The 24,333-nt window shown below is 63.0% G+C and carries 24 protein-coding genes; 8 read left to right on the top strand and 16 right to left on the bottom strand.

Going from position 1 to position 24,333, the window contains the following annotated elements:
* Nucleotides 1-211 precede the first annotated feature (211 nt).
* The 5 genes from AC56LV_RS00550 (at nucleotide 212) to AC56LV_RS00530 (ending at nucleotide 6,223) form a co-directional block, all read left to right on the top strand.
* Nucleotides 212-1,090, top strand: coding sequence for a glucosamine kinase nucleotide-binding domain-containing protein (locus AC56LV_RS00550; RefSeq protein ID WP_499555198.1), 879 nt, complete (start codon nucleotides 212-214; stop codon nucleotides 1,088-1,090).
* Entirely contained in the window at nucleotides 1,087-2,196 is a 1,110-nt protein-coding gene (nagA, locus tag AC56LV_RS00545; RefSeq protein ID WP_499555196.1) for an N-acetylglucosamine-6-phosphate deacetylase, read from the top strand. The genes AC56LV_RS00550 and nagA overlap by 4 nt, the downstream gene beginning before the upstream one ends.
* Nucleotides 2,197-2,234: 38 nt before the next feature.
* On the top strand, nucleotides 2,235-3,257 hold the full coding sequence (locus tag AC56LV_RS00540) for an SIS domain-containing protein (protein WP_499556761.1): 1,023 nt from the start codon (nucleotides 2,235-2,237) through the stop codon (nucleotides 3,255-3,257).
* Between the two features lie 17 nt (nucleotides 3,258-3,274).
* Nucleotides 3,275-4,762, top strand: coding sequence for a beta-N-acetylhexosaminidase (gene nagZ / locus AC56LV_RS00535; RefSeq protein ID WP_499555194.1), 1,488 nt, complete (start codon nucleotides 3,275-3,277; stop codon nucleotides 4,760-4,762).
* Between the two features lie 177 nt (nucleotides 4,763-4,939).
* Nucleotides 4,940-6,223, top strand: coding sequence for a tetratricopeptide repeat protein (locus AC56LV_RS00530; RefSeq protein WP_499555192.1), 1,284 nt, complete (start codon nucleotides 4,940-4,942; stop codon nucleotides 6,221-6,223).
* 200 nt (nucleotides 6,224-6,423) lie between these two features.
* Here AC56LV_RS00530 and AC56LV_RS00525 read toward each other — a convergent pair whose 3' ends face one another.
* On the bottom strand, nucleotides 6,424-7,059 hold the full coding sequence (locus AC56LV_RS00525) for a PEP-CTERM sorting domain-containing protein (RefSeq protein WP_499555190.1): 636 nt from the start codon (nucleotides 7,057-7,059) through the stop codon (nucleotides 6,424-6,426).
* 302 nt (nucleotides 7,060-7,361) lie between these two features.
* On the bottom strand, nucleotides 7,362-8,147 hold the full coding sequence (locus tag AC56LV_RS00520; RefSeq protein ID WP_499555189.1) for an NAD(P)H-dependent oxidoreductase: 786 nt from the start codon (nucleotides 8,145-8,147) through the stop codon (nucleotides 7,362-7,364).
* Between the two features lie 95 nt (nucleotides 8,148-8,242).
* Here AC56LV_RS00520 and AC56LV_RS00515 point away from each other — a divergent pair, with 95 nt between their 5' ends.
* Both AC56LV_RS00515 and AC56LV_RS00510 read left to right on the top strand, forming a co-directional pair.
* Nucleotides 8,243-9,148 carry a LysR family transcriptional regulator gene (locus tag AC56LV_RS00515; RefSeq protein ID WP_499555187.1) on the top strand — a complete coding sequence of 302 codons (906 nt, stop codon included), beginning with the start codon at nucleotides 8,243-8,245 and terminating at the stop codon, nucleotides 9,146-9,148.
* Between the two features lie 118 nt (nucleotides 9,149-9,266).
* Complete coding sequence (locus AC56LV_RS00510; RefSeq protein ID WP_499555185.1) at nucleotides 9,267-10,337, top strand: flavodoxin family protein; 1,071 nt, start codon at nucleotides 9,267-9,269, stop codon at nucleotides 10,335-10,337.
* A 17-nt stretch (nucleotides 10,338-10,354) separates the two neighbouring features.
* Here the strand turns inward: AC56LV_RS00510 and AC56LV_RS00505 are convergent, their stop codons facing one another.
* From AC56LV_RS00505 to rpsP, 9 genes are all read right to left on the bottom strand, one after another.
* A complete protein-coding gene (locus AC56LV_RS00505; protein ID WP_499555183.1) occupies nucleotides 10,355-11,146 on the bottom strand; it encodes an SDR family oxidoreductase in 792 nt (263 codons plus the stop codon).
* Nucleotides 11,147-11,247: 101 nt separating this feature from the next.
* Complete coding sequence (locus AC56LV_RS00500; protein WP_499555181.1) at nucleotides 11,248-14,070, bottom strand: M16 family metallopeptidase; 2,823 nt, start codon at nucleotides 14,068-14,070, stop codon at nucleotides 11,248-11,250.
* Between the two features lie 189 nt (nucleotides 14,071-14,259).
* A complete protein-coding gene (locus tag AC56LV_RS00495; protein WP_183549952.1) occupies nucleotides 14,260-14,610 on the bottom strand; it encodes a DUF3579 domain-containing protein in 351 nt (116 codons plus the stop codon).
* 84 nt (nucleotides 14,611-14,694) lie between these two features.
* Nucleotides 14,695-15,654, bottom strand: a complete 960-nt coding sequence (locus AC56LV_RS00490) for a CobD/CbiB family protein (RefSeq protein ID WP_499555179.1) — start codon at nucleotides 15,652-15,654, stop codon at nucleotides 14,695-14,697.
* 91 nt (nucleotides 15,655-15,745) lie between these two features.
* Nucleotides 15,746-16,411: a CoA pyrophosphatase gene (locus AC56LV_RS00485; RefSeq protein ID WP_499555177.1), complete on the bottom strand. Its 666-nt coding sequence runs from the start codon at nucleotides 16,409-16,411 to the stop codon at nucleotides 15,746-15,748.
* 91 nt (nucleotides 16,412-16,502) lie between these two features.
* On the bottom strand, nucleotides 16,503-16,895 hold the full coding sequence (rplS, locus tag AC56LV_RS00480) for a 50S ribosomal protein L19 (protein ID WP_183553473.1): 393 nt from the start codon (nucleotides 16,893-16,895) through the stop codon (nucleotides 16,503-16,505).
* Nucleotides 16,896-17,030: 135 nt separating this feature from the next.
* A complete protein-coding gene (gene trmD / locus AC56LV_RS00475) occupies nucleotides 17,031-17,792 on the bottom strand; it encodes a tRNA (guanosine(37)-N1)-methyltransferase TrmD (RefSeq protein ID WP_499555174.1) in 762 nt (253 codons plus the stop codon).
* Nucleotides 17,793-17,818: 26 nt separating this feature from the next.
* Complete coding sequence (gene rimM / locus AC56LV_RS00470) at nucleotides 17,819-18,385, bottom strand: ribosome maturation factor RimM (protein WP_499452780.1); 567 nt, start codon at nucleotides 18,383-18,385, stop codon at nucleotides 17,819-17,821.
* Between the two features lie 24 nt (nucleotides 18,386-18,409).
* Complete coding sequence (rpsP, locus tag AC56LV_RS00465; RefSeq protein ID WP_183549939.1) at nucleotides 18,410-18,658, bottom strand: 30S ribosomal protein S16; 249 nt, start codon at nucleotides 18,656-18,658, stop codon at nucleotides 18,410-18,412.
* Nucleotides 18,659-18,906: 248 nt separating this feature from the next.
* Here rpsP and AC56LV_RS00460 point away from each other — a divergent pair, with 248 nt between their 5' ends.
* Nucleotides 18,907-19,320, top strand: a complete 414-nt coding sequence (locus AC56LV_RS00460; RefSeq protein WP_258836219.1) for an NINE protein — start codon at nucleotides 18,907-18,909, stop codon at nucleotides 19,318-19,320.
* Nucleotides 19,321-19,491: 171 nt separating this feature from the next.
* Here AC56LV_RS00460 and AC56LV_RS00455 read toward each other — a convergent pair whose 3' ends face one another.
* From AC56LV_RS00455 to AC56LV_RS00435, 5 genes are all read right to left on the bottom strand, one after another.
* A complete protein-coding gene (locus tag AC56LV_RS00455; protein ID WP_499555172.1) occupies nucleotides 19,492-21,282 on the bottom strand; it encodes an acyl-CoA dehydrogenase in 1,791 nt (596 codons plus the stop codon).
* 110 nt (nucleotides 21,283-21,392) lie between these two features.
* Nucleotides 21,393-22,322: an electron transfer flavoprotein subunit alpha/FixB family protein gene (locus tag AC56LV_RS00450; protein ID WP_499555170.1), complete on the bottom strand. Its 930-nt coding sequence runs from the start codon at nucleotides 22,320-22,322 to the stop codon at nucleotides 21,393-21,395.
* Nucleotides 22,323-22,356: 34 nt separating this feature from the next.
* Nucleotides 22,357-23,106: an electron transfer flavoprotein subunit beta/FixA family protein gene (locus AC56LV_RS00445; protein ID WP_183549925.1), complete on the bottom strand. Its 750-nt coding sequence runs from the start codon at nucleotides 23,104-23,106 to the stop codon at nucleotides 22,357-22,359.
* A gap of 221 nt (nucleotides 23,107-23,327) precedes the next feature.
* Entirely contained in the window at nucleotides 23,328-23,555 is a 228-nt protein-coding gene (locus tag AC56LV_RS00440; RefSeq protein ID WP_183553472.1) for a sulfurtransferase TusA family protein, read from the bottom strand.
* Nucleotides 23,556-23,917: 362 nt separating this feature from the next.
* Nucleotides 23,918-24,244 carry a putative quinol monooxygenase gene (locus tag AC56LV_RS00435; RefSeq protein ID WP_499555168.1) on the bottom strand — a complete coding sequence of 109 codons (327 nt, stop codon included), beginning with the start codon at nucleotides 24,242-24,244 and terminating at the stop codon, nucleotides 23,918-23,920.
* Nucleotides 24,245-24,333 lie beyond the last annotated feature (89 nt).

The following is a 24,333-nucleotide window of genomic DNA, read 5'->3' as shown; positions in this document are numbered from 1 at the left end:
CCTGCAGGCAAATATGCCATTGGTCGACCACGCTGCACCCAATACCAATTGCGATACCAATTCGCTCACCGGCTTGAATACTTGCCCTTCTACAGAAGAGCGAAGTCGAACCAGCTACGCATCATAACCAATACCAGTTAAATACCTGTTGACATGCCAGAACGCCCTGCCTATAGTGCGATGACCCTTTTCCCGGCACTCATTGCACACCATGATCGACTATCTCATTGGCGTTGACGGCGGCGGCACCAACACCCGCGTGCGCCTGGCCGGCCGCGACGGCGCCGTGCTCGCAACCGGCAGCAGCGGCGCATCCGGCCTGCGCCACGGCATCGACAAGGCCTGGAGCGCGGTGCTTGCCGCCACCAGCCAGGCCTTCGCCGCCATCGGCATTGACACTGTTCCCATGCCAGCCTGCGCGATCGGTCTGGGCATGGCGGGCGTCCACAACAAGGAATGGGCGGCCGCCTTTCGCGCCGCCGATCCGGGCTTTGGCGCCCTGGTGCTCGACACCGACGGCTTCACGACGCTGATGGGCGCCCATGGCGGGCAGCCCGGCGCGATCGTCGCCATCGGCACCGGCAGCGTCGGCGAAGCCCTGCGGCAGGATGGCACGCGGGTCGAAGTGGGCGGCTGGGGCTTCCCTGCCGGCGACGAAGCGGGCGGCGCCTGGATGGGCCTGCGCGCGATAGGCCACATTCAACAGGTGCTCGACGGCCGCGCCGAAGGCGGCGCCTTTGCCGACGCCGTGATTGGCGCCTGCGGCGGCGCGCGCGACCCGATCCAGGTCTGGCTCGGCCACGCCACGCAGACCGACTACGCGGGCCTGGCGCGCTTTGTCGTGGCGCACGGCGCCAGCGACCCCGTGGCCGCCGGGATCCTGACACAGGCGGGCGCAGAAGCGGCCCGCATTGCGCGCGCGCTCGACCCGTCGGGCAGCTTGCCGCTGGCGCTGTGCGGCGGCCTGGGCGACACGCTGCGCGCCTGCCTGCCGGCCAAAACGCTGGCCCGCTGCAGTGCCCCGCATGGCGACTCCGCCGCCGGCGCGCTGCGCATGATCGAACTGCATCTGAAGGACGCCAACGCATGACCAACGACACTCGCCACCCTATCAAGGGCAACATCCTCACACCGGCCGGCTGGGTGCACGGCGCGCTGCGCTTCGGCGCGCGCGTCGACGGCATCGACGGCCGCCGCGCCGACCCGGCCAACAACGACGACGTCTACATCGTGCCGGGCTTTATCGACGTGCACGTGCACGGCGGCGCGGGCCGCGACATGATGGAAGGCGGCGACGCCCCGCACGTGATCGCCGCGCTGCACGCGAAGCACGGCACCACCAGCCTGCTCGCCACGACCATGACCGCGCCCGTCGAAGACATCGACCGGGCTTTGAGCGCCATCGGCGCGGCCTGCGCAGCGCGCGGCAAGGGCGAGGCGCGCATCCTTGGCGTGCACCTGGAAGGCCCGTACATCAACGCCGGCAAACTCGGCGCCCAGCCACCGTTCGCGCGCGAAGCGCATCTCGATGAAGTCATGCGCTTTCACGCACTGGCGCCGATGAAGCTGATCACCGTGGCGCCCGAGATCGACGGCCATATGGCCCTCGTGCGGCAATTGACGAAGGCCGGCATCCGGGTCCAGATCGGCCACACCAACGGCAATTACGACGTCGGCGTGGCCGCCCTCGAACACGGCGCGGCCGGCTTTACGCACCTGTTCAACGCGATGCCCGGCCTGCACCACCGCGACCCCGGCATGGTCGGCGCCGCGCTCGCGCATGCCGAATATGCCGAGATCATTCCCGACCTGCTGCACGTGCACCCGGGCGCGATCCGCACTGCCCTGCGCTGCATCCCCAAGCTGTTCTGCGTGACCGATTCGACGGCCGCCGCCGGGATGCCAGATGGCGAGTACATGCTGGGCCGCCAGGTGGTCCACAAATGCATGGGCGGCGTGCGCCTGGCCGACGGCACGCTGGCCGGCAGCACGCTGACGATGGACCAGGCGCTGCGCAACCTGGTGGGCATGGGGCTGTCGATCGAAGACGCCAGCAAGCGCGTCTCGACCCACGCCGCCGACTACCTCGGCGAAACCCGGCGCGGCCGCCTGGCGCCTGGCTGTCACGCCGACTTCGTGGTCCTGGACCGCGCCCTGAACATCAAAGCTGTTTATATCGAAGGAGAATGCCTGTGAATGCCACGCCCGCCACCGCTGACGGTCACCAATCGCTGATGCTGCAAGAGGCCCTGTCGTCGGGCGACTGCATCGCCCACGCCCTGACGCAGGATGCCGACCGCTACGCCGCGCTGGGTGAACAGCTCCGTGCGACGCAGTTGCACAGCGCAGTCACGGTGGCGCGCGGCAGCTCTGATCACGCGTCGGGCTACCTGGCCTACCTGATCATGTCGCGCATGGGCCGGCTGGTGACGTCGCTGCCGATGTCGCTCATCACGCTGTACAAGTCGCCGATCATCGCGCGCGACACGCTGGCCATCGCCATTTCGCAATCGGGCCAGAGTCCCGACGTGGTCGAACCGATGCAGTACTTCCGCGCTGGCGGGGCCGTCACGGTGGCGCTGGTGAACGACGCCGCTTCGCCGCTGGCTGACGCCGCCGAGTGGACGATGCCGCTCCATGCCGGCAAGGAGCACAGCGTGGCCGCGACCAAGAGCTTCATCGCCAGCCTGGTGGCCGGCGCGCGCCTGGTCGCCGATTGGCAGAACGACCCCGAACTGAAGGACGGCATCGCCGCCCTGCCCGACGCGCTGCGCGCTGCCCGCAGTTTCGGCCAGGATGGCGACTGGTCGGCCGCGATCGACGTGCTGGCGCCGGCGCGCAACATCATGGTGGTGGGCCGCGGTATCAGCTTCCCACTGGCCCTTGAGGCGGCGCTCAAGTTCAAGGAAACCTCGGCGCTGCAGGCCGAAGCATTCTCGGGCGCCGAGATCAAGCATGGCCCGATGGCGCTGATCGAAGACGGCTATCCGCTGCTGATCTTCGCAACGCGCGGCCCGACCCAGGCCAGCCTGGTGGCGCTGGCCGACGACATGCGCGCACGCGGCGCGCGCGTGCTGCTCGCCGCACCGGCCGACATCGCCAGCCGCGACCTGACGCTGCCCACCGCCGCCATCCCCGACCTCGATCCGATCGTCGCGGCGCAGGCGTTCTACACGATGGCCGCGCGGCTGTCAGCGGCGCGCGGCATGAATGCCGACCAGCCGCGCCACCTGAGCAAAGTCACCAAGACGAACTGACCGCCTGAATCTCGACCATGAACGACTACCTCGACCTGGCCGGCCAACTGGTGATGGTGCGCCTGTTCGGCACCGAACTCGATGCCGAGACCGACGCCTTCCTGCGTACCTACCGCATTCGCGGCGCCTGCCTGTTCCGCCAGAACATGCGCGACGCGCCGCAACTGACCCGCTTCACGGGCGCGCTGCGTGACGCGATCGGCCCGCAAGCGCTGATCGCCCTCGACCAGGAAGGCGGCGCCGTCGTGCGTTCGACCTGGGTGCCGGCCCCGCCAAGCGCGATGGCGCTCGGCGCGGCCAATGATCCGGACCTGGCGCGCGACGTCGGCGCAGCCGTGGCGCGCGCGGTGCGCGCGCTGGGCTTCAACTGGAACTTCGCGCCGGTGCTCGACCTGAACAACAACCCGCGCAACCCGGTGATTGCCGAGCGCTCGTTCGGCGCCGATCCGGAGCAGGCGACGCGCATTGCGCTGGCCTGGATGGAAGGCAGCGAGCGCGAAGGCGTGGCCTGCTGCGTCAAGCACTTCCCCGGCCACGGCGACACGCATGTCGATTCGCACCGCGACCTGCCGTACGTCGACAAATCGCGCGCAGACCTCGAACAGTTCGAATTCGCCCCGTTCCGGATTGCGGCACCCCACGCACCGGCCATGATGACGGCCCACATCGTCTATCCGGCGCTGGACCCCGTCAATCCGGCCACCATGTCGCATGCGATCCTCACCGGCGTGCTGCGCGAGCAATTCGGCTACGACGGCGTAATCATCACCGACGGCATGGACATGCATGCGATCGCGCACCGCTACGGCGTCGGCCAGGCCGCCGTTAATGCGCTGGTCGCGGGCGCCGACATGGTCATGGCGATCGGCACGCGCGAAACGCAAATTGAGACCGTGCACGCGATCGCCGCCGCAATCCGCGACGATGTGCTGCCACTGGCCGCCGTGCAGGCGCGCCTGGCGCGCCTTGGCAAGCTGGCTGATGCGCATCCCGCCGGCGCGGTCGCGTACGCAGCCGAACCGGATGACCGCGCTCTGATGGCGCGCGCCTGGCGCGCGGGCTTGACGGCATTGCGTTCGCCCCAGCGCCCGCCGCGTGGGGCGCGCGTGCGCCTGGTCGCGCGCGCCGACGTGGTCAGCGACGGCGTGTCGGAAGCCGGCGTGCCGGCCGCCAGTATTGCGGCAGCGTTGTCGCAGCTGTATGACGTCGACCTGGTGACCTTTGCCGATAGCGAAACCTTCGACTGGGCCGCGCTGCCGGCCGACGGCCGCTTCACGCTCCTGGCCTCGACCGCGCGCCGCCGCTATGGGCCACAGGCCTGCGCGACCTGGCGGCCCGATTTGCACCTGGCGCTGTGGAACCCGTACCAGGCGCTCGACTTCCCCGGTCCTGCGCTGCTGACCTATGGCTTCGCGCCGCCGGCGCTGGCTGCGGCCGTGGCCTGGCTGGCCGGCGAGATCGACGCGCCCGGCACCTGCCCGGTCCCGGGATTTGACGGGCCGTGACAGCGGCAAAGTAACGCGATGTAACGACACGAGCACGGCGGCCCGTGCTGCGGCACAATTGCCAATCCAGAAAAAGCTGGATATATGGGACAATGCTTTTTTGTCCGAGCTTGGCATTTTTGCTATATTGCAAAACGCACATTTCGTATATTTTTTGTCTAGATAGAAGGATAACCAATGTCCCAATTCCGTCTCGCCCGCCTCTGCCTGATGCTGGCCGCCGTCGGCCTGAGCTCCGCTGCCGTGATTCCTGCCGTCCACGCACAGGACAAGCCTGCCGCCGCCGCGGCTGCAGCGCCGAAGGACACCGTCCGCCCAGAGCTGTTCAAGCTGCTCGACCCGGCGCATATCAAGCCGCTGATGGATGCAAAGAATTACGCCGAAATCCAGAGCCGTGTGACGCAGGCCGAAGCCTTCCCGAACCGCACGCCGTACGAGGACTACGTCGTCAACCGCATGAAGCTGTCGCTGGGTTCGGCAACGAACGACAACGCCATCTCGATCCCGGCCCTCGAAGCCGTTATCGCATCGGGCCGCCTGGCGCCGAACGAGCAGGCCGACTTCATCCAGGCCCTGGCCAATATGCACTACAACGCCAAGGATTACCCGAAGGCGATCGAGTGGTTCAAGCGCTACCAGAAAGAAAGCCCGACGCCTGAAAAAGTCGCCGCGCCACTGACCCGCGCCTACTATCTGGGCGGCGATTACGCCAGCGCCAAGACGGCGCTGCTGCCAGCGATCGAAGCCACCGAAAAAGCCGGCCAGAAGCCAAGCGAAGAAGACCTGCGCCTCCTGGCCTCGTCGGCCAACAAGGTCAAGGACGATGCCGGTTACCTGGTCGCACTGGAAAAGCTGGTCGCCCACTACCCGAGCGACGACTTCTGGACCGACCTGCTCAACCGCGGCGTGGCACGCAAGTCGGGCTTCGATGCACAGACCAACATGATCAACGTGTATCGCCTCGAAGCTGCTGCCGTCAAGCAGATGGCGGCCGAGGAATACATCGACCTGGCCGAGCTGTCGCTGCGTGACGGTTTCCCGACCGAAGCGAAGAAAACCATGGATGCCGGTTACGCTGCCGGCGTGCTGGGCAAAGGCAGCAATGCCAAGACCCACGCCGCGCTGCGCGACAAGGCCAACAAGGGCGCGGCGGACGATGCCAAGAACATCGCTGCCGGTGAAGCAGGCGCGGCCAAGGCCAAGACCGGCGCCGGCCTCGTCAACCTGGGTTGGGCGTACGCAACCATGGACCAGGGCGACAAGGGCGTCGGCTTCATCCAGCAAGGTATCGCCAAGGGTGGCCTGAAGAACGCGGAAGAAGCCAAGCTGCGCCTCGGCATGGCACAAGTTCGCGCCGGCAAGAAAGCCGAAGCGATCTCGACCTTCCAGACGGTCAAGGGTGGCGGCGGTGCCGGCGACCTGGCCAAGTACTGGCTGGTGCTGCTGCAGCAGCAGAAGTAAGCCTCCTGCTGTTGATGGACCCGCGAAAGCGGGCCGGGCCCTGGGCCTGGCCCGCTTTTTTCATGGATCAATACTAACAGCCGGGGTCAGGTCTGACATTTGGACACGGCCTCTTCCTTCGTCCCTTCACCAGGGCTTTCATGAATCGACGTTTCGTTGAGCTCGTGTCCGAATGTCAGACCTGACCCCCGCTGTTGTTGTTATCGAACCAGGGCGCTGGGTGAACGCCGACGGCGGGCTGAGTAGATGATTCCGAGGCCGGCGATCAGGGTTGCCCAGGATGCCGGTTCTGGGACCTCGGTTGCGGAGAGGACGAGGTTGTCTATCGCAAATTCCGGAAAGTCTTGTCCACCTGTGATGGTTAAAGACGAAATATTGACGAAGTCCTGGAAATTAAAGTTTGAAAATGTTTCAGCTAGAGTTTCTTCCAGGAAGATCGTATTCGTGATGACGCCGTTGATTCCCATCGCAGTGAGAGTCATACTCAAAGGCCGCCCGTTCCCGGTAAATGTCTTGGCAACGTCCAGCGAGGTAAAGGAGAACAAACCTTTGTTCTCGCGATCGATCGTGACACTACTTTCATTGAACGCATAAAGCGCTGTCGTTCCATTTGAAGCACACGCCGGATTGCACATTCCCAAATTACCAGCAGGATCATCGATAAGATAAAAGCCGAAATCACTGATGGGGGAATACGTCACCCTGAACCCGTCCTCGAGAAAGCTGTAATTCGAGTAACCGTAACCACCGTCCTCAGACTCAAAACCAATCGTTGCCGCTACTGCGGAGCTTGTTAAGAAGGCAGCCGTGATGGCCAGCAGTGCTTTTCGGATCATCGTTATTTTCTCGTGAAATGAAACCATGAACAAACCGGATAGGGATGAAGGTATTGCGCTGAAAAAAGCCTGACAGTGAATATCATTACCAAACTATATTTAACTCTATCGTCCGACTTAGAATTCATGCTTGAGATCTTATACTAATAATTTTTACAAGAATGTATTGGTGTGTATAAGGATGTATTATAAATATCAATATGCTACATTCATGATTGAATATTAGAAATATAATTATTTGCAGCGCAATATGAGTAAGAAAATCTGTGCTGTCGTTATCGTGCACCCCGCCCGGTTTCAGCTCATGGCTTGATATGTGCCTCCAGCCCAGATACGCCAGGCATAACATCTTCAGCCAGCACGTGGCGGTCCGGGTACTCCCCGCCGTTCTGCGCCCGGAAGGCAATCGGTGCCGAATCAAACAAGTCTTGAAGCCGCGTGTGCCAAGCGGACTCGATCAGGGCCATGCGCTTGGCATCGATGCGAACCGCGTCGTAGACCGCAAACGTTGGCAACACCTGCATGCCGGGAAAGAACAGGCTGCCGTGTGTGATGGGGAAAAGCAGTTGCTCAAGCGGGCCATTGATGCCGCGGGGCCCGTAATCGATTGCCAGTCCGCCGACGGTGACGGCCAGCATGGCACGCTTGCCGGCGAGGCCGCCTTCGCCGTAGCGATAGGTGTTGCCTGCGCCCTGGTAACCGTAGGCCAGGCCGAACGCCCAGACCCTGTCGATCCAGCCCTTCATGATCGCGGGCATGGCAAACCACCAGAGCGGAAACAGCAGAATGACGGCATCGGCAGCGAGGAGCTTCGCTTGCTCCCGGTCGACATCCGGCGTCTGGCTGCCAGTAGCGTAGGCATGACCTGATTCGTCAATGAATGCCAGGCGCTCCGGGTTAACGCGGGCTAAAAAATCGGCCTGGTCGAACACCGCCTTCCACCCCATCCCGTACAGGTCGGACTGCGTGACGGTGTGTCCCTGCGCTTCGAGGGTGTGAATGGCGACCTGGACAAGGTGACGTGTGGCCGAGGTCGGTTCCGGGTGTGCATGAACGAGCAGCACGTTGTTGCTGGTGGTCGAGGGCATATGAACGCTTCCTATGAGAATGTGGAGAGCTCGCCAGTGTGATCGGTCGCCAGGTATCCGTGAAATCACATCATTTTTGGCCTATCATCCATCAGATGAATACCAAGACCACGCCCGATCTCAATCTCTTGATCACGCTCGAAGCACTGCTGATCGAGCAGAACGTCACGCGGGCTGCCCAGCGTTTGCACCTGAGCCAACCGGCGGTCAGTGCGCAGTTGCGCCGCTTGCGCACGCTGTTCGACGATCCGCTGTTGATTCCACTGCAGCGCGGTATGGCGCCCACCAGCAAGGCGCTGGAATTGCTTGAGCCGCTGCGCCGCTCGCTGGATCAGCTTCGCGCGACGGTGGCCGAACACCATCGATTCGATCCGGAAGCGACCGCGCTCGATGTCAACATCGCCTGCACGGATTATGTGCAGGCAGCGCTCGCGCAGCCGCTCGTGTTGATGCTGCGTCAGCGCTTTCCGGGCGTGCGGGTCGCCCTGCACCACCTCGATCCGAACGGGCTGGAACCCAGGATGGCCAAGGGCGACATCGATCTTGCCTTGATGACGCCGGGCGAGGAGCAAGGCCGTCTTCGCAGCCGGCACCTGTTCGACGAGCATTACGTACTGATTGGCAGGCGCGGCCATCCGGCGTTGTGCCCCGGGATCTCCGCTGCGCAATTCTGCGCGCTCGAGCATGTCATTGTGTCGCTCGATGGCGGGGCATTCTCGACGCCACTGGATATCGGGCTGGCCGCGCTTGGCCATCAGCGCAAGGTGGTGTTGTCGGCGTCGTCATTCCTGTTCGTGCCTGGCATCGTCGCGCAATCGGACCTTGTGGCCCTGGTACCGGCACGCCTGGTGCGCGATGGCGCAGCGCTGCTTGAGGTCGTCGATTGCGCTTTTCCCGTCCCCGGCTTTTCGGTAAGCATGTTGTGGCACGAGCGCCATCATGGTCATCATGCCCAACGTTGGCTGCGTGCCATGATCGCGGAATTTGCCGGGCAACTATGAGCGGACAAATCGTGCGATTTGGACGCAAACTTGATTCGTGCCGCGATTCTGTGTGCGCGTCCGAACACAGCCTTTGACCCGTCGCCACGATAATTGCTCCATTCACATTGGAGAACTTATGACGACGGTACGCAAGGGCCAGGCGCCCGCCAAACTGGGGCGCAACGAATTTCACCTGCAATTCCGTCGCACCTTCCAGGACCCCGGCTACGACGCGCTGGAAAACGAGCTGGCCGCCATCGAGGCAGTCGCCTGGGACGCCTACCAGGACGGCCGCAAGGCGCCCCGCACGGTCAAGGCCGGCCCTGGCTTTGCCGATCCCGACTACGACCTGTCGATCGACTGGAAAGCCGCGCGCGACCGCCTGCTCGAGGCTGAACAACACCAGAAGAACCCGGACACCAAAAGCCGCATCCTGATCATCAATGCCTCGGCCCGCAACGACGGCACCTGCCCCGGCGAAATTTCAAAAAGCTGGCGCATGGCCGAGATGGCGCGCGCCGTCATCGAAGCCGATGGCATCGAGGCCGATATCCTCGACCTCAGCCTGATCAACTCGGACTACGACCGCCACATCCACCCGTGCAAGGGTTGCGTGTCGACCGCCATGCCGCTGTGCCACTGGCCATGCAGCTGCTACCCGAACCACGCCGAGCGCCAGGTCAATGACTGGATGAACGAGATCTACGAGCGCTGGGTGCTGGCGCACGGCGTCATCATCATCACGCCGGTCTACTGGTACCAGACGCCGGGCGTGCTCAAGCAGATGATCGACCGCCTGGTCTGCGCCGACGGCGGCAATCCCGATCCCACCTCGACCCAGGGCAAGAAGGCCGAGATCGCCAAGCAGATCGAACGCGACGGCTGGGAATATCCAAAGCACCTGGCCGGCCGTGCATTCGGCCTCATCGTGCATGGCGACGTGGCCGGCATCGAGGGCGTGCGCCGTTCGCTGTCGGACTGGCTGGAATGGATGGGCTTGATCAGTTCGGGCAGCTTCGGCCAGCTCAACCGCTTCATCGGCTATTACGAATCGTATGCCGACAGCCACGAGACATTCGACGCCGACCACGCGGTGCAGGAAGAAGCGCGCAACGTTGCGCGCGCCGTGGCGATTGCCGTGGGCGAAGTGCGCGCCGGCCGCGTCGCCGTCGCCAGCCAGGAGCTCAAGCAGCCCCGACCCAAGTAAGACCGGGGCCGGTGAACCTAGACGGCTGTATAACCGCCGTCGATGACCATCTCGTGGCCATTGACGTACGACGCCATGTCCGAGCACAGCCACAGCGCGGCTTGCGCGATTTCGCCGGCTTCGGCGAAGCGGCCCATTGGATGGGCTGCCTTGAGCTTTTTCTCGATACCAGGGTCACGCTCGATCGCGCGCGCCAGCATCGGCGTCTTCACAGCCGCCGGGCACAGCACATTGATGCGCACGCCCTCGCGTGCGTACTCGGCGGCGGCGCTCTTGGTCAGGCCCACCACGGCATGCTTGCTGGCGCTGTAGACCGCGTGGTTCGGGCTGCCCACCAGACCGGCCACGCTCGCCATGTTGACGATCGCCCCGCCCCCCTGCACCAGCATCCGGCGCAGCTGGTATTTCATGCACAGCCAGACACCCTTGACGTTGACGTTCATGATGCGGTCGAACTGCTCGTCGTCGGTGTCGGCCAGCGGATGGTGCTCTTCGTCCACGGCAGCATTATTCACAGCGATGTCCAGGCGACCATAGTAATTGATCGTCTTTTCCACGAGCGCTTCGACCTCAGGCGCGCGCGTGACGTTGCATTGCACGAACAGCGCCTTGCCGCCGTTTTCCACGATCATGCCCGCCGTCGCGTGGCCGCCCTCGATCGAGATGTCGGCCACGACCACACAGGCGCCGGCGCGGCCAAAGGCCAGGGCAATGGCGCGACCGATGCCGCTGGCGGCGCCAGTGACCAGGACCACCTTGCCGGTGAACGACATGCCGTTTGCTGGCGGCAATTTGCTGATGCCCTTCATGATACTCCCTGGGTGATACTTTGATTCCGAAGGGAAACATTTTAACGCATGCTTCCCCCAGCGTCACAATCCAGGGCATTTAAGTCGGGCAACTGTTGCAGTTAGGGCATAGCGACTATCGGTTTGACCGGCTCTCCGACTTTGGATTGATCGCCAGCCATCACGACGGACAGTTTTGCCGGATCGATCGCCTTGCGGAACGCCGCATTCAGCTCGGGCAACGTGACTGCGTTCAGCTTGCGTTCCAGTTCCAGTGACCACAGGAACGTCTTGCCGCGGTACAGGTACGACGTCCAGCCGCTGGCCAGCGCGGCGTCGTTCGTGCGCGTCTGCAGGCGTTGCTGCATCAGCCCGGAACGGGCACCGGCCAGCTCTTCTGCCGTAAAGCCCTCCTTGACCGCGCGCGTCAATTCAGCCCGTACTGCGGCATCCAGCTTGGCCAGGTTCTGCGGCGCGGCGATGGCGCCGATCGAGAACACGCCGAAGCGGTCGAGCGTGCCCGCCATCAGGTTCGAGCCGCCGCCATATGACAGGCCGTCCTTCTGGCGGATCCGGTCCATCAGGCGCGACTTCAGGCCCCCTTCGCCGAAGATGTAGTTGGCCAGCATCAGCGCCGGATAATCCGGGTCCTCGACGTTCAGGTCGACATTCAGGCGCGCCGTGTACGACCCGTTTTCCTTGTCCGGCGTGTTGAGCGTGCGCGCGAGCGGCGCCACATCGGCATGCCCGGTCAGCACCGGTGCGAACGGCTGCGGCGCGCGCCAGGCACCGAATAGCGTGTTCACCAGCGGCGTGATCTGGGCCGCGTCGAAGTCACCCACGATCGCCATCTCGGCCGGCTGGGCGCCGTGGAAGTCGGCATGGAACGCCTTCAGATCGGCCAGGCGCGCCGCCTTGACCTCGGCCACGTCTTCGTCGAGCGAATTCGCATGGCGCACGTCGCCCTTCGGATAGCGGTTGAAGTGCAGCGCCATGGCGCGCGCGGCGGCGCTGTCGGGCTCGTTACGGCTCGCTTCCAGCCCGACCAGGATCTGCTGGCGCAGCTGCTCGAATTCCGATTCCGGGAATGCCGGCTCACGCAGCACGTGCGCCACCAGTTTCAAGGCCTCGGGCAGATGTTCGCGCGTGGTCTGGAAGTGCGTCGGGCCACCCGTCATCTTGAGCTTGTCGAACGCATCCGCCAGTTCGGCGCGCGTATAACGCGTGGTACCGCGCATCAGCATCGCCGACGTGAGGCCCTGGACCGTGCCCTTGCCGAACAGGCTTTGCTCGGTGCCGAAGTGCTGGCGCAGGTCGACCGTGACGGTTTCACCCCGGTTCTTTTTCGGCAACAGCGCCAGCTTCACGCCGCCCGCCGTCGTCACCGTGGTGCGCTGCATGATGTTCTGCTGGCTCGGCTCGAAGTTTTCCGCCACCAGATTCGACACCGCCGGCTTGAAGTCCTTCAGCACGTCCGTCACGGCAGGCGCCGCTGGCAACACCGCGCGTTTCGATGATTCTTCAGGGATGAAGGTACCGGTCACGCGGTTGGTGCGCAGGTAGTAGCGACCGGCGCTGGCGGCGATCTGTTCGGCCGTCATCTTCTGTACGCGCTCGCGGCTGACGAAAAACATGCGCCAGTCGCCAAGCGACGCCGGCTCGGACAGCGCCACGCCCACCGCCTGCGGATCGTTCAGGCTGCGCTCGATCGTGTTGAGCCACGAACGGCGCACGCGCTCCAGTTCTTCCGCCGTGGGCGGCTTGCTGGCGAATTCTTCGACGGCCTGGACCAGCGCCTCGCGTACCGGCTCGATCGGTTCGCCCAGCTTGACCACGGCGCCGAAGTATTGCAGGCCCGGCGCGTAGCCGGTCTGGCCAAAGCTGAACACCTGGCTGGCCTTGCCCGTTTCGACCAGCAGCTTGTGCAGGCGGCCGTTGGGCGCGTCGCCCATGATCTGCGACGCAAAGCCCAGCGCTTCGGCGTCCGCATGCAGGTCGGACGGGATCTTGTAGCCAATCGCGACGAACTGCATGTCACCCTGGCGCCGCACGGTGAAGCTGCGCTCGCCGTCCTGGGTCGGCTCTTCGGTCCAGAACACGGGCAAGGTGCGCTTCGGTTTCGGAATCGCCCCGAACAGGCGCTGGATCTTCGCCAGCGTGGCAGCCGGCTCGAACTGGCCGGCCACCAGCAGCACGGCGTTGTCCGGCTGGTAGTAGGTGCGATAAAAGTCTTGCAGGTTCTTGATCCGCACGTTCTCGATGTCGCTGCGATTGCCGATCGTCGAGCGGCCATAGCTGTGCCAGTCGTAGGCGATGCTCTGCATGCGCTTGAACAGCACGTTGCCCGGCTGGTTTTCGCCGCTTTCGAACTCGTTGCGCACGACCGTCATCTCGGACGCCAGGTCCTTGGCGGAGACGAACGAATTGACCATGCGGTCCGCTTCCATCTGCAGCGCCCAGTCCAGATTGTCTTTCGACGCCTGGAACACTTCATAGTAGTTGGTACGATCGAGCGACGTGGTGCCGTTGAACTGCATGCCCCGCTCCGAGAACTGCCTGGTGATGTCACGGTTCTTTGTCGAGCCCTTGAACAACAGGTGTTCGAGCAGGTGGGCCATGCCCGTTTCGCCGTAGTTTTCGTGGCGCGAGCCGACCAGATAGGTCATGTTGACCGTCACGGTCGGGCGCGAAGCGTCCGGGAACAGCAGCACTTTCAGGCCATTGGCCAGACGATATTCGGTGATACCTTCGACTGCCGGGCCAAGGGTCACGCCCTTGGGCAGCACTGCTTTGGCGGCTCTGGCCGCAGGGAGGCTCGCAGCAGGCGCGCTGGCCGCAGGTGCGTTGACAGCAGGCTGTGCACCGGCAGGTGCAATGGTGATCAGCGCCAGGCACAGCGCCGCGACATGCGCGGAGATACCGCGCAGCTTGTTCTTTGAATCCATGATGTCCGATCATTGGGGCAGGACGCCAACCGTCCCGCCTGCGGCCGAAATAGTAGCAGATGGGCAAGCCCAGCATGCCCCTTCGGTTGACGGGTTGACAGAGCGCATCCGAGGCGAACTGAAACCCGGCCCCAAATGAACACTGGCGCCTTGATGTGATCAAGGCGCCAGTGGCGTGGTGCTGAGGGTTCAGGCTTCGGGCTTCTTCTCGCCGGGCAGCGGCACGAAGCACGCCTCGACGATCTGCATATCGTTATCGGTGGCAAAGCTGCGCACGAAGTGGTACGCCAATGGTTCGATCTTCTGCAGCTTGCGGTTGACCACGACGGCCTTGATCCCGTTGACGAGGGTCGGGTAGACGTAGGGAGAAAACTTCAGGTGGGCATTTGGGCCGCCAGTGCCGGGACAATAGGCTGCCAGGACGCCGCACAGCCGCTCCGCCCAGTCGCTCGGGCGGAATTGCTTGCCGTTGTTCGTGATGCCCAGGACAAAAAATTCTCCGGAGAGATCCTCGTCCTTGGTCTGCGCTAAGTCGGTCATAGTCCTGAGGGGCTAAGTGAAGCCACTATTATATCTTATAGAAGACCTGAGGACGAGGAAGCGGGCGGCGGCCCCTCCCCTGCCCTAGCGCAGCCAGGCCACGCTCGAGGTCAGCAACAGCAAAATCATCCACAGAATCAGCGCACGCCACACGAGGCCGACCGTGCTTTGCAGCGCACGGATCGTCGGCTCTTCGCCCGGCAGGATGTCCGTTTCGCTGTCGCTCAGGTCGACCATGGCGGCGTCCGCCGGCAACAATTGTGGGGCATTTTCGTTGGGCGTGCCAAGCCGCACACCCATCGCACCGCCGCCCGCCGACAGGATGATGCCGCGCGCTTCATCCACCCACCGGTTGGCGAAATTGCGCCACGCATAGACAGCGTCTTCGAAATTGCCCACCACGGCGAACGCCACTGCCGTCAGGCGCACCGGCATCCAGTCGATCCAGTAGAACGCCTTGGCGGCAAACTCGCCGAACGCTTCGTTGCGCATGTGGTCGGGCTCGTTCCACGCACGTGACAGGTATTCCGAGACGCGGTACATCACGGCGCCGGCCGGGCCCAGCGGCATCAGGAACCAGAAGAACACGCCAAACACATTGCGGTGCGTCGTGATCAGGGCTTTCTCGACGGCGATGCGGGTGATCTCCGTGCTGTCCATGCCGACCGTGTCGAGGCGCGTCCATTCGGCCAGCAGCGCACGGGCACGCGGCTCGTCGCCGGCATTGAGCGCAAACTGGATCGACGTAAAGAAGTGGCTGTAGTGGCGAAACCCCATCGTCAGGTAGATGATCAGGACATTCCAGGCGAAGGCCAGGAAGATCAGGTTGTAGTGCATGAACACCCAGTAGACGAGCCAGGTGGGTAGCATCAGCGCACCCATCATCAGCAACCATCCCATGCGGCCATTGGTCTGCTCGCCGGCGTTGAACCAGGTTTCGATGCGAATCGTCAGCGCCTTGATGGCGCCGTACACCTGGTTGTCCGCGCGCAGCGGTTTCAGTTGCTCGATGAGCAGCGCGCACAGGATGGAAAAGAATGTCATTCAGGAACCCTTTTTTGTTATGGCAATACAACTGCCCCGTTACGATAGCGGAGAAGTACGCCAGAATCAAATTTCGGGCAATAACATTCCCTTAAGCCCGCAGAAAGTGGAACAGATTGCGCAGCATGGCGGCTGTTGCGCCCCAGACAAAATACTGCTCGTAGGGCATCGTGTAGAAGGCCCGGCTCCCGCCCTGTGGCAGCTCGATTTCGCGCCGCTGGTGATGCTGGCCGTCCATCAGCCAGGCCAGTGGCACCTCAAAGGCTTCCGCCACTTCGCCCGGGTCCACCTGCAAGGTGAACGGTGGCTCGACCAGGGCCACGACCGGCGTGACGCGGTAGGCGCTGATGGTGGCGTAGTCGGGCAGCACGCCGATGATCTCGATGCGGTGGCGCGACAGGCCGATTTCTTCTTCGGTTTCGCGCAGCGCCGTTTCGATGGGCGACGAATCGTAATCTTCCGAGCGGCCACCGGGAAAGCTGACCTGGCCGGCGTGGCTCGTCAGGTGGTCGGTGCGGCGCGTGAGCAGGACCGTCACGCCTTCTGGCCGCTCAACCAGCGGGATCAATACGGCGGCGCGGCGAAACGGCGCGGCCAGGCGTTCGTCGGTCTCGGTCGAGATTTCCGGATCCCACGCCAGGGTTTGCGCAAAGCGCTGGCGCAGCGCTGTCGGACTCAGCCGCGCCGGCGCGAGCGCGGCCTCGCCGGCCAGACTGATCACGGGCAACTGGGTGGGGTCGAACACGAGCTTGGCCAAAATAACGTTCTTTCAATAACGCTGCGGATAGTAAAAAAGGCATCCTTGCGGATGCCTTTTTATTAGCAAAGGTGCTTGCGCACGAAAGCTATTACTCAGCTGCAGCTGCTGGCGCTGCTTTGACGCGACGCTGTGGCAGTTTTTCTTTGATACGCGCCGATTTGCCCGAACGCTCACGCAGGTAGTACAGCTTCGCACGACGCACATCGCCACGACGCTTGACTTCGATCGAAGCGATCAGCGGCGAGTAGAGTTGGAACGTACGCTCGACGCCTTCGCCGGACGAGATCTTGCGAACGATGAAGTTCGAGTTCAGGCCACGGTTACGACGGGAAATCACGACGCCTTCGTATGCCTGGGCGCGCTTGCGGGTGCCTTCGACGACGTTGACGCTGACGATAACGGTATCGCCAGGTGCGAAATCAGGGATCTTGCGGCCGAGGCGCGCAATTTCTTCTTGCTCGAGTTGTTGAATCAGATTCATTTTTATGACTCCATAAACCATCTTGCCGGCGCTACCTTCGCCCAGTAGAGGATGGGGTTGAACAACGGGCAACGTGCCCGCTTTTGCATGCGTCTTGCAACGCATATTCGTTACGCGTCTTGCGACGCCACATTCTTACTCGGCAGGTTTGACCAACCCTGCCAGAAACTGTTCGTCCTTCTCCGTCAGCTGGCCGGCGGCGCGCGCCGCGTCCAGCAGATCCGGGCGCTTCGACGCGGTGGCTTCCAGCATACGCTGGCGGCGCCACTTGACGATCTCGGCGTGGTTACCACCCATCAGGACAGGTGGCACCGGTATGTCTTCGTACACGTCAGGCCGCGTATAGTGCGGCGAGTCGAGCAAGCCGTTGACGAAACTGTCTTCGACGGCCGATGCATCGTCGCCGAGCACGCCGGGAATCAGGCGCACCACGGCGTCCATCAGGGCCATCGCCGGCAATTCACCGCCCGATAGCACAAAGTCGCCGAGAGAAATTTCCTCATCGACGCAGCGATCGAGCAGGCGCTGATCCACCGCTTCGTAGCGACCGCACAGGATGACGAGACCAGGCTCGTCCTTCAGTGCCATCGCGCGGGCATGGGTCAATGGCTTGCCTTGCGGCGACATGAACACCACGCGCGGGCTGGGCAGACCGAGGTCTTGCTGGCGCGCCTTCGCGGCATCGATGGTCGCTTCGAGCGGCCGTGCCATCATCACCATGCCGGGACCACCGCCATACGGGCGGTCATCGACGGTGCGGTGACGGTCTTGCGTGAAATCGCGTGGATTCCAGAGATGCAAGCCCCAGCGTTGCTGCTCGAACGCACGGCGGGTGACCCCGGACTGCGTCAATGCGGCAAACATTTCCGGGAACAAGCTCACGACGTCAAATTGCATCGGATCTCAAGCCCACGTGGACGGGTTCAAAAATCGAGACCCCAGTCCAGGGTAATCAGTTTTTGGTCGAGGCTGACAGTCTTGACGAACTGGTCGACGAACGGCACGAGGCGCTCGGGGGCCTTCTCGTCTGACGACGGATCGGGCACCGGCACGATGCGCAAAATCGATTGCGCGCCATTGCTCATCATGTCGGCCACCTTGCCCAGGGCTTCGCCCTGCAGGTTGACCACGTCAAGCCCGATCAGATCGGACCAGTAATACTCATCTTCTTCGAGCGCGGGAAACGCGCTGCGTGCGATCTGTACCGTGGCGCCCTTGAGCGCTTCGGCAGCATCGCGGCCCTGCAGGCCGACCAGCGTGGCGACGACATCGCCGCCATGCAGTTTTGCACTGCGCACCGTAACGGCGTGCAGAGTCGGCTTGCTGACCCACCAGGTTTTCACGTTCAGCAGCGCATCGGCGTCAGCGGAGTGCGGCGTGACACGAATGCCACCATTGATGCCATAAGCACCGGACACGTACCCCACTTCGGCCAGATCGGCGGGAACCGAAGTTCCCGTACCTGCGTTGCTCGCTGCTGAATCGTTCAAACCTGCGTACCTTGCTTAATGAAATTAAGCAGCTGGCTTTTGCTGGGCGACCAGGCGAGCGACGGTTGGCGACAGTTGTGCGCCAACGCCTTGCCAGTGCGACAGACGGTCAGCAGCGATACGCAGGCTGACTTCAGCGCCCGATGCCATCGGGTTGTAGAAACCGATACGCTCGATGAAACGACCATCGCGACGATTGCGCGAATCAGTTGCAACGATGTTGAAGAACGGACGCTTTTTTGCGCCACCACGAGCCAAACGAATAACGACCATAATATTTCCGAAAAAGTTGTTCTGGACGGAGAAAGTCGACGATTATAGCGCGCGACACCGAACAGCAGCAAGCGTTAATGATACAGGGCGCGCAGTCCCAGGAGAATCAACCATTATCACCGATTTCGCGCCATACCGCTACCAGCCATCTGCTCGATTGGCCTGGAATACGCTGTCAATCGCCGAAAGCGTGCCATTCGCGCCAATCTGGACGATACTTTGGCTTTCCTGAACGATTGACAACATCCATGGCTGCTGCGCACAAGAACAAGACTGTCGCCACCCTGCTCGCCCTGCTGCTGGGTGGTTTTGGTATCCACCGCTTTTACCTGAAGCCCGGCGCGGACCGGATCGGCCTGCTGCACCTGTGCTGCCTGCCAGTCACGGGCATCCTGTACGGTGCGGTCAAACCGCATCCGTTCTATATCGTGCTGCCGCTGCTGGTGTCGTACATCGCCGGCTTTGTCGAGGCGCTGGTGATCGGCCTGACGCCGGATGAGAAGTGGGATGCCCAATACAACGCGCACAGCGGGCAGCAGACGCACTCGAACTGGGTGCTGGTGTTGCTGCTGGTGGTGACGATGCTGGTGGCGACGACCGTACTGATCGGGACGATCGCACGGCTGTCGGATGTGGTGTACACGGGCGGCGCGTACGGGTGAAGAACGCGGGTTGCGTACGATCGCGGTGGGCAACGGTTTGTTGAACGCGTGCACGGCAGAGCCGTCCACCCTACATGCCCACGGTAGGGTGGACGGGTTCAACGAACCCTGCCACGCCACGCCACGACGTGACCGGCACCGCCTACGAAGCGTGCCGGCCTGCATGCCTGCTTAGAACTGCTCGATCTCCAGCGCCAGCACGCCCGCTGCGCCATCCACGATCGACGTGCGCAGCCCCGGTGCCTGCGACAGGATGTGGTCGGCAAAGAAGCGGGCCGTGCCGATCTTGGCGCGGTAGAAGGCGGCATCGCCCTCGCCTGCGTCAAGCCGCTTCTGCGCGGCCAGCGCCGCGCGCGCCATCTGCCAGCCGCCCAGCACGATGCCGACCAGCTTCAGGTACGTCACGCTGCCGGCAAACACCGCCTTCACGTCCGTCTTGATATTGGCCACCACGTACTCGACCACTTGCTCGAGCGCCGCGCTGCCTTCTTGCAGGCGCTGCGCGATGGCCGTGAAATCGGCGTTCTGCGCCTCGCCCAGCTGACGCTCGACATCGCGGATCTGCACGATCAGCGCCTTGGCCACCGCGCCGCCATCGCGTACCGTCTTGCGGCCCACCAGGTCATTGGCCTGGATCGCCGTCGTGCCTTCATAGATGGTCAGGATCTTGGCATCGCGGTAGTGCTGCGCCGCGCCCGTTTCTTCGATGAAGCCCATGCCGCCATGCACCTGCACGCCGTCGCGCGCGACCTGCTCGCTCATCTCGGTCGACCAGCCCTTGATGACCGGGACCAGGTATTCATAGATGGCCAGATTCGCCGTGCGCGTAGCCTCATCGGGATGGTGATGGGCCAGGTCGGACAGCGCCGCGCCGACATACGCCAGCGCGCGCGCGGCTTCCGTCTGCGAACGCATCGACATCAGCATGCGGCGCACGTCCGGGTGGTGGATGATCGTCACCGGACCGCTCGAGCCCGCCACATCGCGCGACTGGACGCGGTCCTTGGCGAAGGCCACGGCGCCCTGGTACGCATGCTCGGCCAGGCCGACGCCCTGGATGCCCACGCCGAAGCGCGCTGCATTCATCATGATGAACATGTATTCCAAGCCGCGGTTCTCTTCGCCGACGAGCGTGCCGACGGCCCCGCCGTTGTCGCCGAACTGCAGCACGGCGGTCGGGCTCGCCTTGATGCCCAGCTTGTGTTCGATCGAGACGCAGGCGACGTCGTTGCGTTCACCCAGCGAACCATCGTCATTGATCATGAACTTGGGCACGATGAACAGCGAGATCCCCTTCACACCCGGCGGCGCGTCAGGCGTGCGCGCCAGCACCAGGTGCACGATGTTCTCGGTCATGTCGTGATCGCCATACGTGATGTAGATCTTGGTGCCGAACAGTTTATAGGTGCCGTCGCCCTGCGGCTCGGCGCGGGTGCGCACAGCGGCCAGGTCGGAGCCGGCCTGCGGCTCGGTCAGGTTCATGGTGCCGGTCCACCGGCCCGACACCAGCGGCTCGAGGAAGCGCGCTTTTTGCGCGTCCGAGCCGGCGGTGAGCAAGGCCTCGATGGCGCCGTCGGACAACAGTGCCACCAGCGCGAACGACAGGTTGGCGCCGTGCAGCATCTCCATGCAGGGCGTGGCCACGAGCTTGGGCAAGCCCTGCCCGCCGAAGTCCTGCGGGTGCTGCACGCCCTGCCAGCCGGCCTCGGCGTATGCCTTGAACGCCTCACGGAAACCCTTGGTCGTGGTGACGGCGCCGTCTTTCCAGTAGCTCGGGTCCTTGTCGCCCACGCGGTTGAGCGGCGCGATCACGTCGCGGCAGAATTTCGCGTTTTCTTCCAGGACCGCTTCCACGGTGTCGGGCGTCGCATCTTCACAGCCGGGCAGCGCATTGATCTCGGCCAGGTTGGCCAGTTCGGTCAGCACGAACTGCATGTCTTTCAGCGGGGCGTTGTAGCTCACCATTGTCTCCTGAATAAATTCTTATGCAAAAAAAACGCCGTTCCTGCAGAGGCGGGAACGGCGTCATTGGCGGCTGTCGGCGCGGCGTACAACGACGCCGCGCCTGGCGATCAGCCCAGTTCCTTGACCAGTTCCGGCACTGCCTCGAACAGGTCGCCCACCAGGCCGTAGTCGGCGACCGAGAAGATCGGCGCTTCCGGGTCCTTGTTGATGGCGACGATGACCTTCGAGTCCTTCATGCCGGCCAGGTGCTGGATCGCGCCGGAGATACCGACAGCGATGTACAGCGTTGGCGCGACGATCTTGCCCGTCTGGCCAACTTGCCAGTCGTTCGGCACGAAGCCGGCGTCGACGGCGGCGCGCGACGCACCCATGGCCGCGCCCAGCTTGTCGGCCAGCGGCTCGAGGATCTTGAAGTTGTCGGCCGAGCCGATGCCACGGCCACCCGAAACGATCACCTTGGCGGCGGTCAGTTCCGGACGGTCCGACTTGGCCAGCTCGCGGCCCACGAAGCTCGACGTGCCTGCATCGGTCACGGCAGCGATGGTCTCGATGGCGGCCGCGCCACCAGCGGCGGCGGAGTCGAACGCCGTGCCGCGCACGGTGATGACTTTCACGCTGTCGCTCGACTGCACGGTGGCAATCGCGTTACCGGCGTAGATCGGGCGCTCGAACGTGTCGGGCGAATCGACCTTGGTGATCTCGGAGATCTGCGCGACGTCGAGCTTGGCGGCCACGCGCGGCAGGATGTTCTTGCCGTAGGCGGTGGCGGGCGCGAGGATGTGCGAGTAGCTGCCGGCGATCGCCAGGATCTGCTCGGCCACGTTCTCGGCCAGGCCGTCGGCGAAGTGCGGCGCGTCGGCGACCAGCACTTTCGAGACGCCCGCGATCTGCGCGGCGGCTTCAGCGGCAGCGCCGCAACCCGAACCGGCGACCAGGATGTGCACATCGCCGCCGCACTGGACAGCTGCGGTGACGGTGTGGTGGGTAGCGCCCTTCAGGGAGCCGTTGTCGTGTTCAGCAATGACTAATGCGACCATGTTGATTCCTATCTTGTAAGTAACGACAAACGGCTCAGATGACTTTGGCTTCAGTGCGCAGTTTCTGCACCAGGGTGCCCACGTCCGGAACCTTCACGCCAGCCGAGCGCTTGGCTGGCTCGACGACTTTCAGGGTCTTCAGGCGCGGCGCCACGTCCACGCCCAGGTCTTCCGGCTTGATCGTCTCGAGCGGTTTTTTCTTGGCCTTCATGATGTTCGGCAGCGTCACGTAGCGTGGCTCGTTCAGGCGCAGGTCGGTGGTGATGACTGCAGGCAGCTTGAGCGCCACGGTTTCCAGGCCGCCGTCGACTTCACGCGTCACGGTGACCTTGCCGTCCTCGAGCACCACTTTCGACGCGAACGTCGCTTGTGGCCAGCCGAGCAGTGCGGCGAGCATCTGGCCGGTCTGGTTCGAGTCGTCGTCAATTGCCTGCTTGCCCAGGATGATCAGCTGTGGCTGCTCTTTATCAGCCAGCGCTTTCATGATCTTGGCCACGCCCAGCGGCTCGGTGTCGCCTGCGGTCTCGACCAGGATGGCGCGGTCGGCGCCGATGGCCAGGCCGGTGCGCAGGGTTTCCTGGCACTGCGGCACGCCGATCGACACTGCCACCACTTCAGTAACCTTGCCGCCTTCTTTCAGGCGGGTCGCCTCTTCCAGCGCGATTTCGTCGAACGGATTCATCGACATCTTGACGTTGGCGATATCCACACCACTGTTGTCGGACTTGACGCGAACCTTGACGTTGTAGTCGACCACGCGTTTGACGGGTACCAGGACTTTCATAGGGTGCCTTTTAAAATGAGATGGAGACAGACTAAAGTGGCTCAGATTATATGAGAAATCGGGGCAACGGGCCAAATTAAAGCACGAGCGTGCGATTTTTTAGTAGAGGAAAACACCTAAAGTACTCGGTCTGTCATGAATTCGGGGAAAACAAACGGGGCAAAGACCCCGGCACGGCAAATATGCGCGCCGTGTCGACAGGCGCGACACGGCGGCTTGAATTACTTGCGGCGCATCAGAAACGTGAATTCGCCGTGTTCGAAGGTGTGGGCCAGCAGTGCATTGCCGGTCTGCTTGGCAAACGCCTGGAAGTCGCGCACGGAGCCGGTGTCGGTGGCCACGATACGCAACACCTGGCCACTCTCCATTTCGGCGAGCGCCTTCTTCGCTTTGAGGATGGGCAGTGGGCAATTGAGCCCCCGCGCATCCAGATCTCTCTGGAATTCCATGGTGTCGGTGTCAGTGTCGAAAATGATGTCGCTCATCGCATTCCTGATCAGTAAGGAGGGTGCTGGAACTCGAATACTACTCCAATTCCCACAGTATGACGCAGCGCACCAAAATAGTCATAGATTGTTGCGAGCCTGCAACCCAGTGTTAAAAGCTTGACGAACTGCTACCGAGTCTGTACTGGATGCTCACGAAAAAGCACTATGGTGGTGCACCATGCGAACAAGATGCGATCCAAACCGGCGCGTGCAATAGACGGTCAGACAATGCGGCGCAATAAAATGGGCGTTGTTTCGATTAAAGCGTCGATGTGCGGGTCAATACAGGTCCGACAGCTGACGATGCGCTTCAATTGCGCCGATCAACCCAACAACGTTCGCCCTGCCGACTCCGACACATAAATTTCACGGCGCACGATGCGCAGTGTGCGTGCTTGCTCCAGCATGGTCAGAAAATCAGGACTGCCCAGGTGAGCATCGAGCGCTTCTTGCGTGGCCCACCCTTCGGCCAGATGAAACACGTTGGCCTGCGTCAGGTCTTGCGAGGCGAGGTAATACAGGCAGCCTGGTTTGCCAGCGATCTGGTCAACCGAGGCCGTCGCAATGCGTGCAAATGCTGCAGCGTCCAGCGGATCGATTTCATAGGTGCCGACCAGGCTGACAAAGCGTTCAGTCGTAGAGGTGTTCATATTGGTTCCTGTAATGGTAAAAACCAGGGCACGAGCGTGCGCGCATGGGTTCGATCGATGCAGTCTGACGGCTGGCGGCCTGCACGAGA

This window comes from Telluria sp. RB2R28 (assembly GCF_059685835.1).
Note: the sequence above shows the minus strand (reverse complement) of the source record. Positions and strands in the feature narration are given on the sequence as shown.

Coding starts and splice junctions, on each gene's coding strand:
- AC56LV_RS00550 (WP_499555198.1), top strand. CDS start 212: ATGATCGACTATCTCATTGGCGTTGACGGCGGCGGCACCAACACCCGC.
- nagA (WP_499555196.1), top strand. CDS start 1,087: ATGACCAACGACACTCGCCACCCTATCAAGGGCAACATCCTCACACCG.
- AC56LV_RS00540 (WP_499556761.1), top strand. CDS start 2,235: ATGCTGCAAGAGGCCCTGTCGTCGGGCGACTGCATCGCCCACGCCCTG.
- nagZ (WP_499555194.1), top strand. CDS start 3,275: ATGAACGACTACCTCGACCTGGCCGGCCAACTGGTGATGGTGCGCCTG.
- AC56LV_RS00530 (WP_499555192.1), top strand. CDS start 4,940: ATGTCCCAATTCCGTCTCGCCCGCCTCTGCCTGATGCTGGCCGCCGTC.
- AC56LV_RS00525 (WP_499555190.1), bottom strand. CDS start 7,059: ATGATCCGAAAAGCACTGCTGGCCATCACGGCTGCCTTCTTAACAAGC.
- AC56LV_RS00520 (WP_499555189.1), bottom strand. CDS start 8,147: ATGCCCTCGACCACCAGCAACAACGTGCTGCTCGTTCATGCACACCCG.
- AC56LV_RS00515 (WP_499555187.1), top strand. CDS start 8,243: ATGAATACCAAGACCACGCCCGATCTCAATCTCTTGATCACGCTCGAA.
- AC56LV_RS00510 (WP_499555185.1), top strand. CDS start 9,267: ATGACGACGGTACGCAAGGGCCAGGCGCCCGCCAAACTGGGGCGCAAC.
- AC56LV_RS00505 (WP_499555183.1), bottom strand. CDS start 11,146: ATGAAGGGCATCAGCAAATTGCCGCCAGCAAACGGCATGTCGTTCACC.
- AC56LV_RS00500 (WP_499555181.1), bottom strand. CDS start 14,070: ATGGATTCAAAGAACAAGCTGCGCGGTATCTCCGCGCATGTCGCGGCG.
- AC56LV_RS00495 (WP_183549952.1), bottom strand. CDS start 14,610: ATGACCGACTTAGCGCAGACCAAGGACGAGGATCTCTCCGGAGAATTT.
- AC56LV_RS00490 (WP_499555179.1), bottom strand. CDS start 15,654: ATGACATTCTTTTCCATCCTGTGCGCGCTGCTCATCGAGCAACTGAAA.
- rplS (WP_183553473.1), bottom strand. CDS start 16,895: ATGAATCTGATTCAACAACTCGAGCAAGAAGAAATTGCGCGCCTCGGC.
- trmD (WP_499555174.1), bottom strand. CDS start 17,792: ATGCAATTTGACGTCGTGAGCTTGTTCCCGGAAATGTTTGCCGCATTG.
- rpsP (WP_183549939.1), bottom strand. CDS start 18,658: ATGGTCGTTATTCGTTTGGCTCGTGGTGGCGCAAAAAAGCGTCCGTTC.
- AC56LV_RS00460 (WP_258836219.1), top strand. CDS start 18,907: ATGGCTGCTGCGCACAAGAACAAGACTGTCGCCACCCTGCTCGCCCTG.
- AC56LV_RS00450 (WP_499555170.1), bottom strand. CDS start 22,322: ATGGTCGCATTAGTCATTGCTGAACACGACAACGGCTCCCTGAAGGGC.
- AC56LV_RS00445 (WP_183549925.1), bottom strand. CDS start 23,106: ATGAAAGTCCTGGTACCCGTCAAACGCGTGGTCGACTACAACGTCAAG.
- AC56LV_RS00440 (WP_183553472.1), bottom strand. CDS start 23,555: ATGGAATTCCAGAGAGATCTGGATGCGCGGGGGCTCAATTGCCCACTG.
- AC56LV_RS00435 (WP_499555168.1), bottom strand. CDS start 24,244: ATGAACACCTCTACGACTGAACGCTTTGTCAGCCTGGTCGGCACCTAT.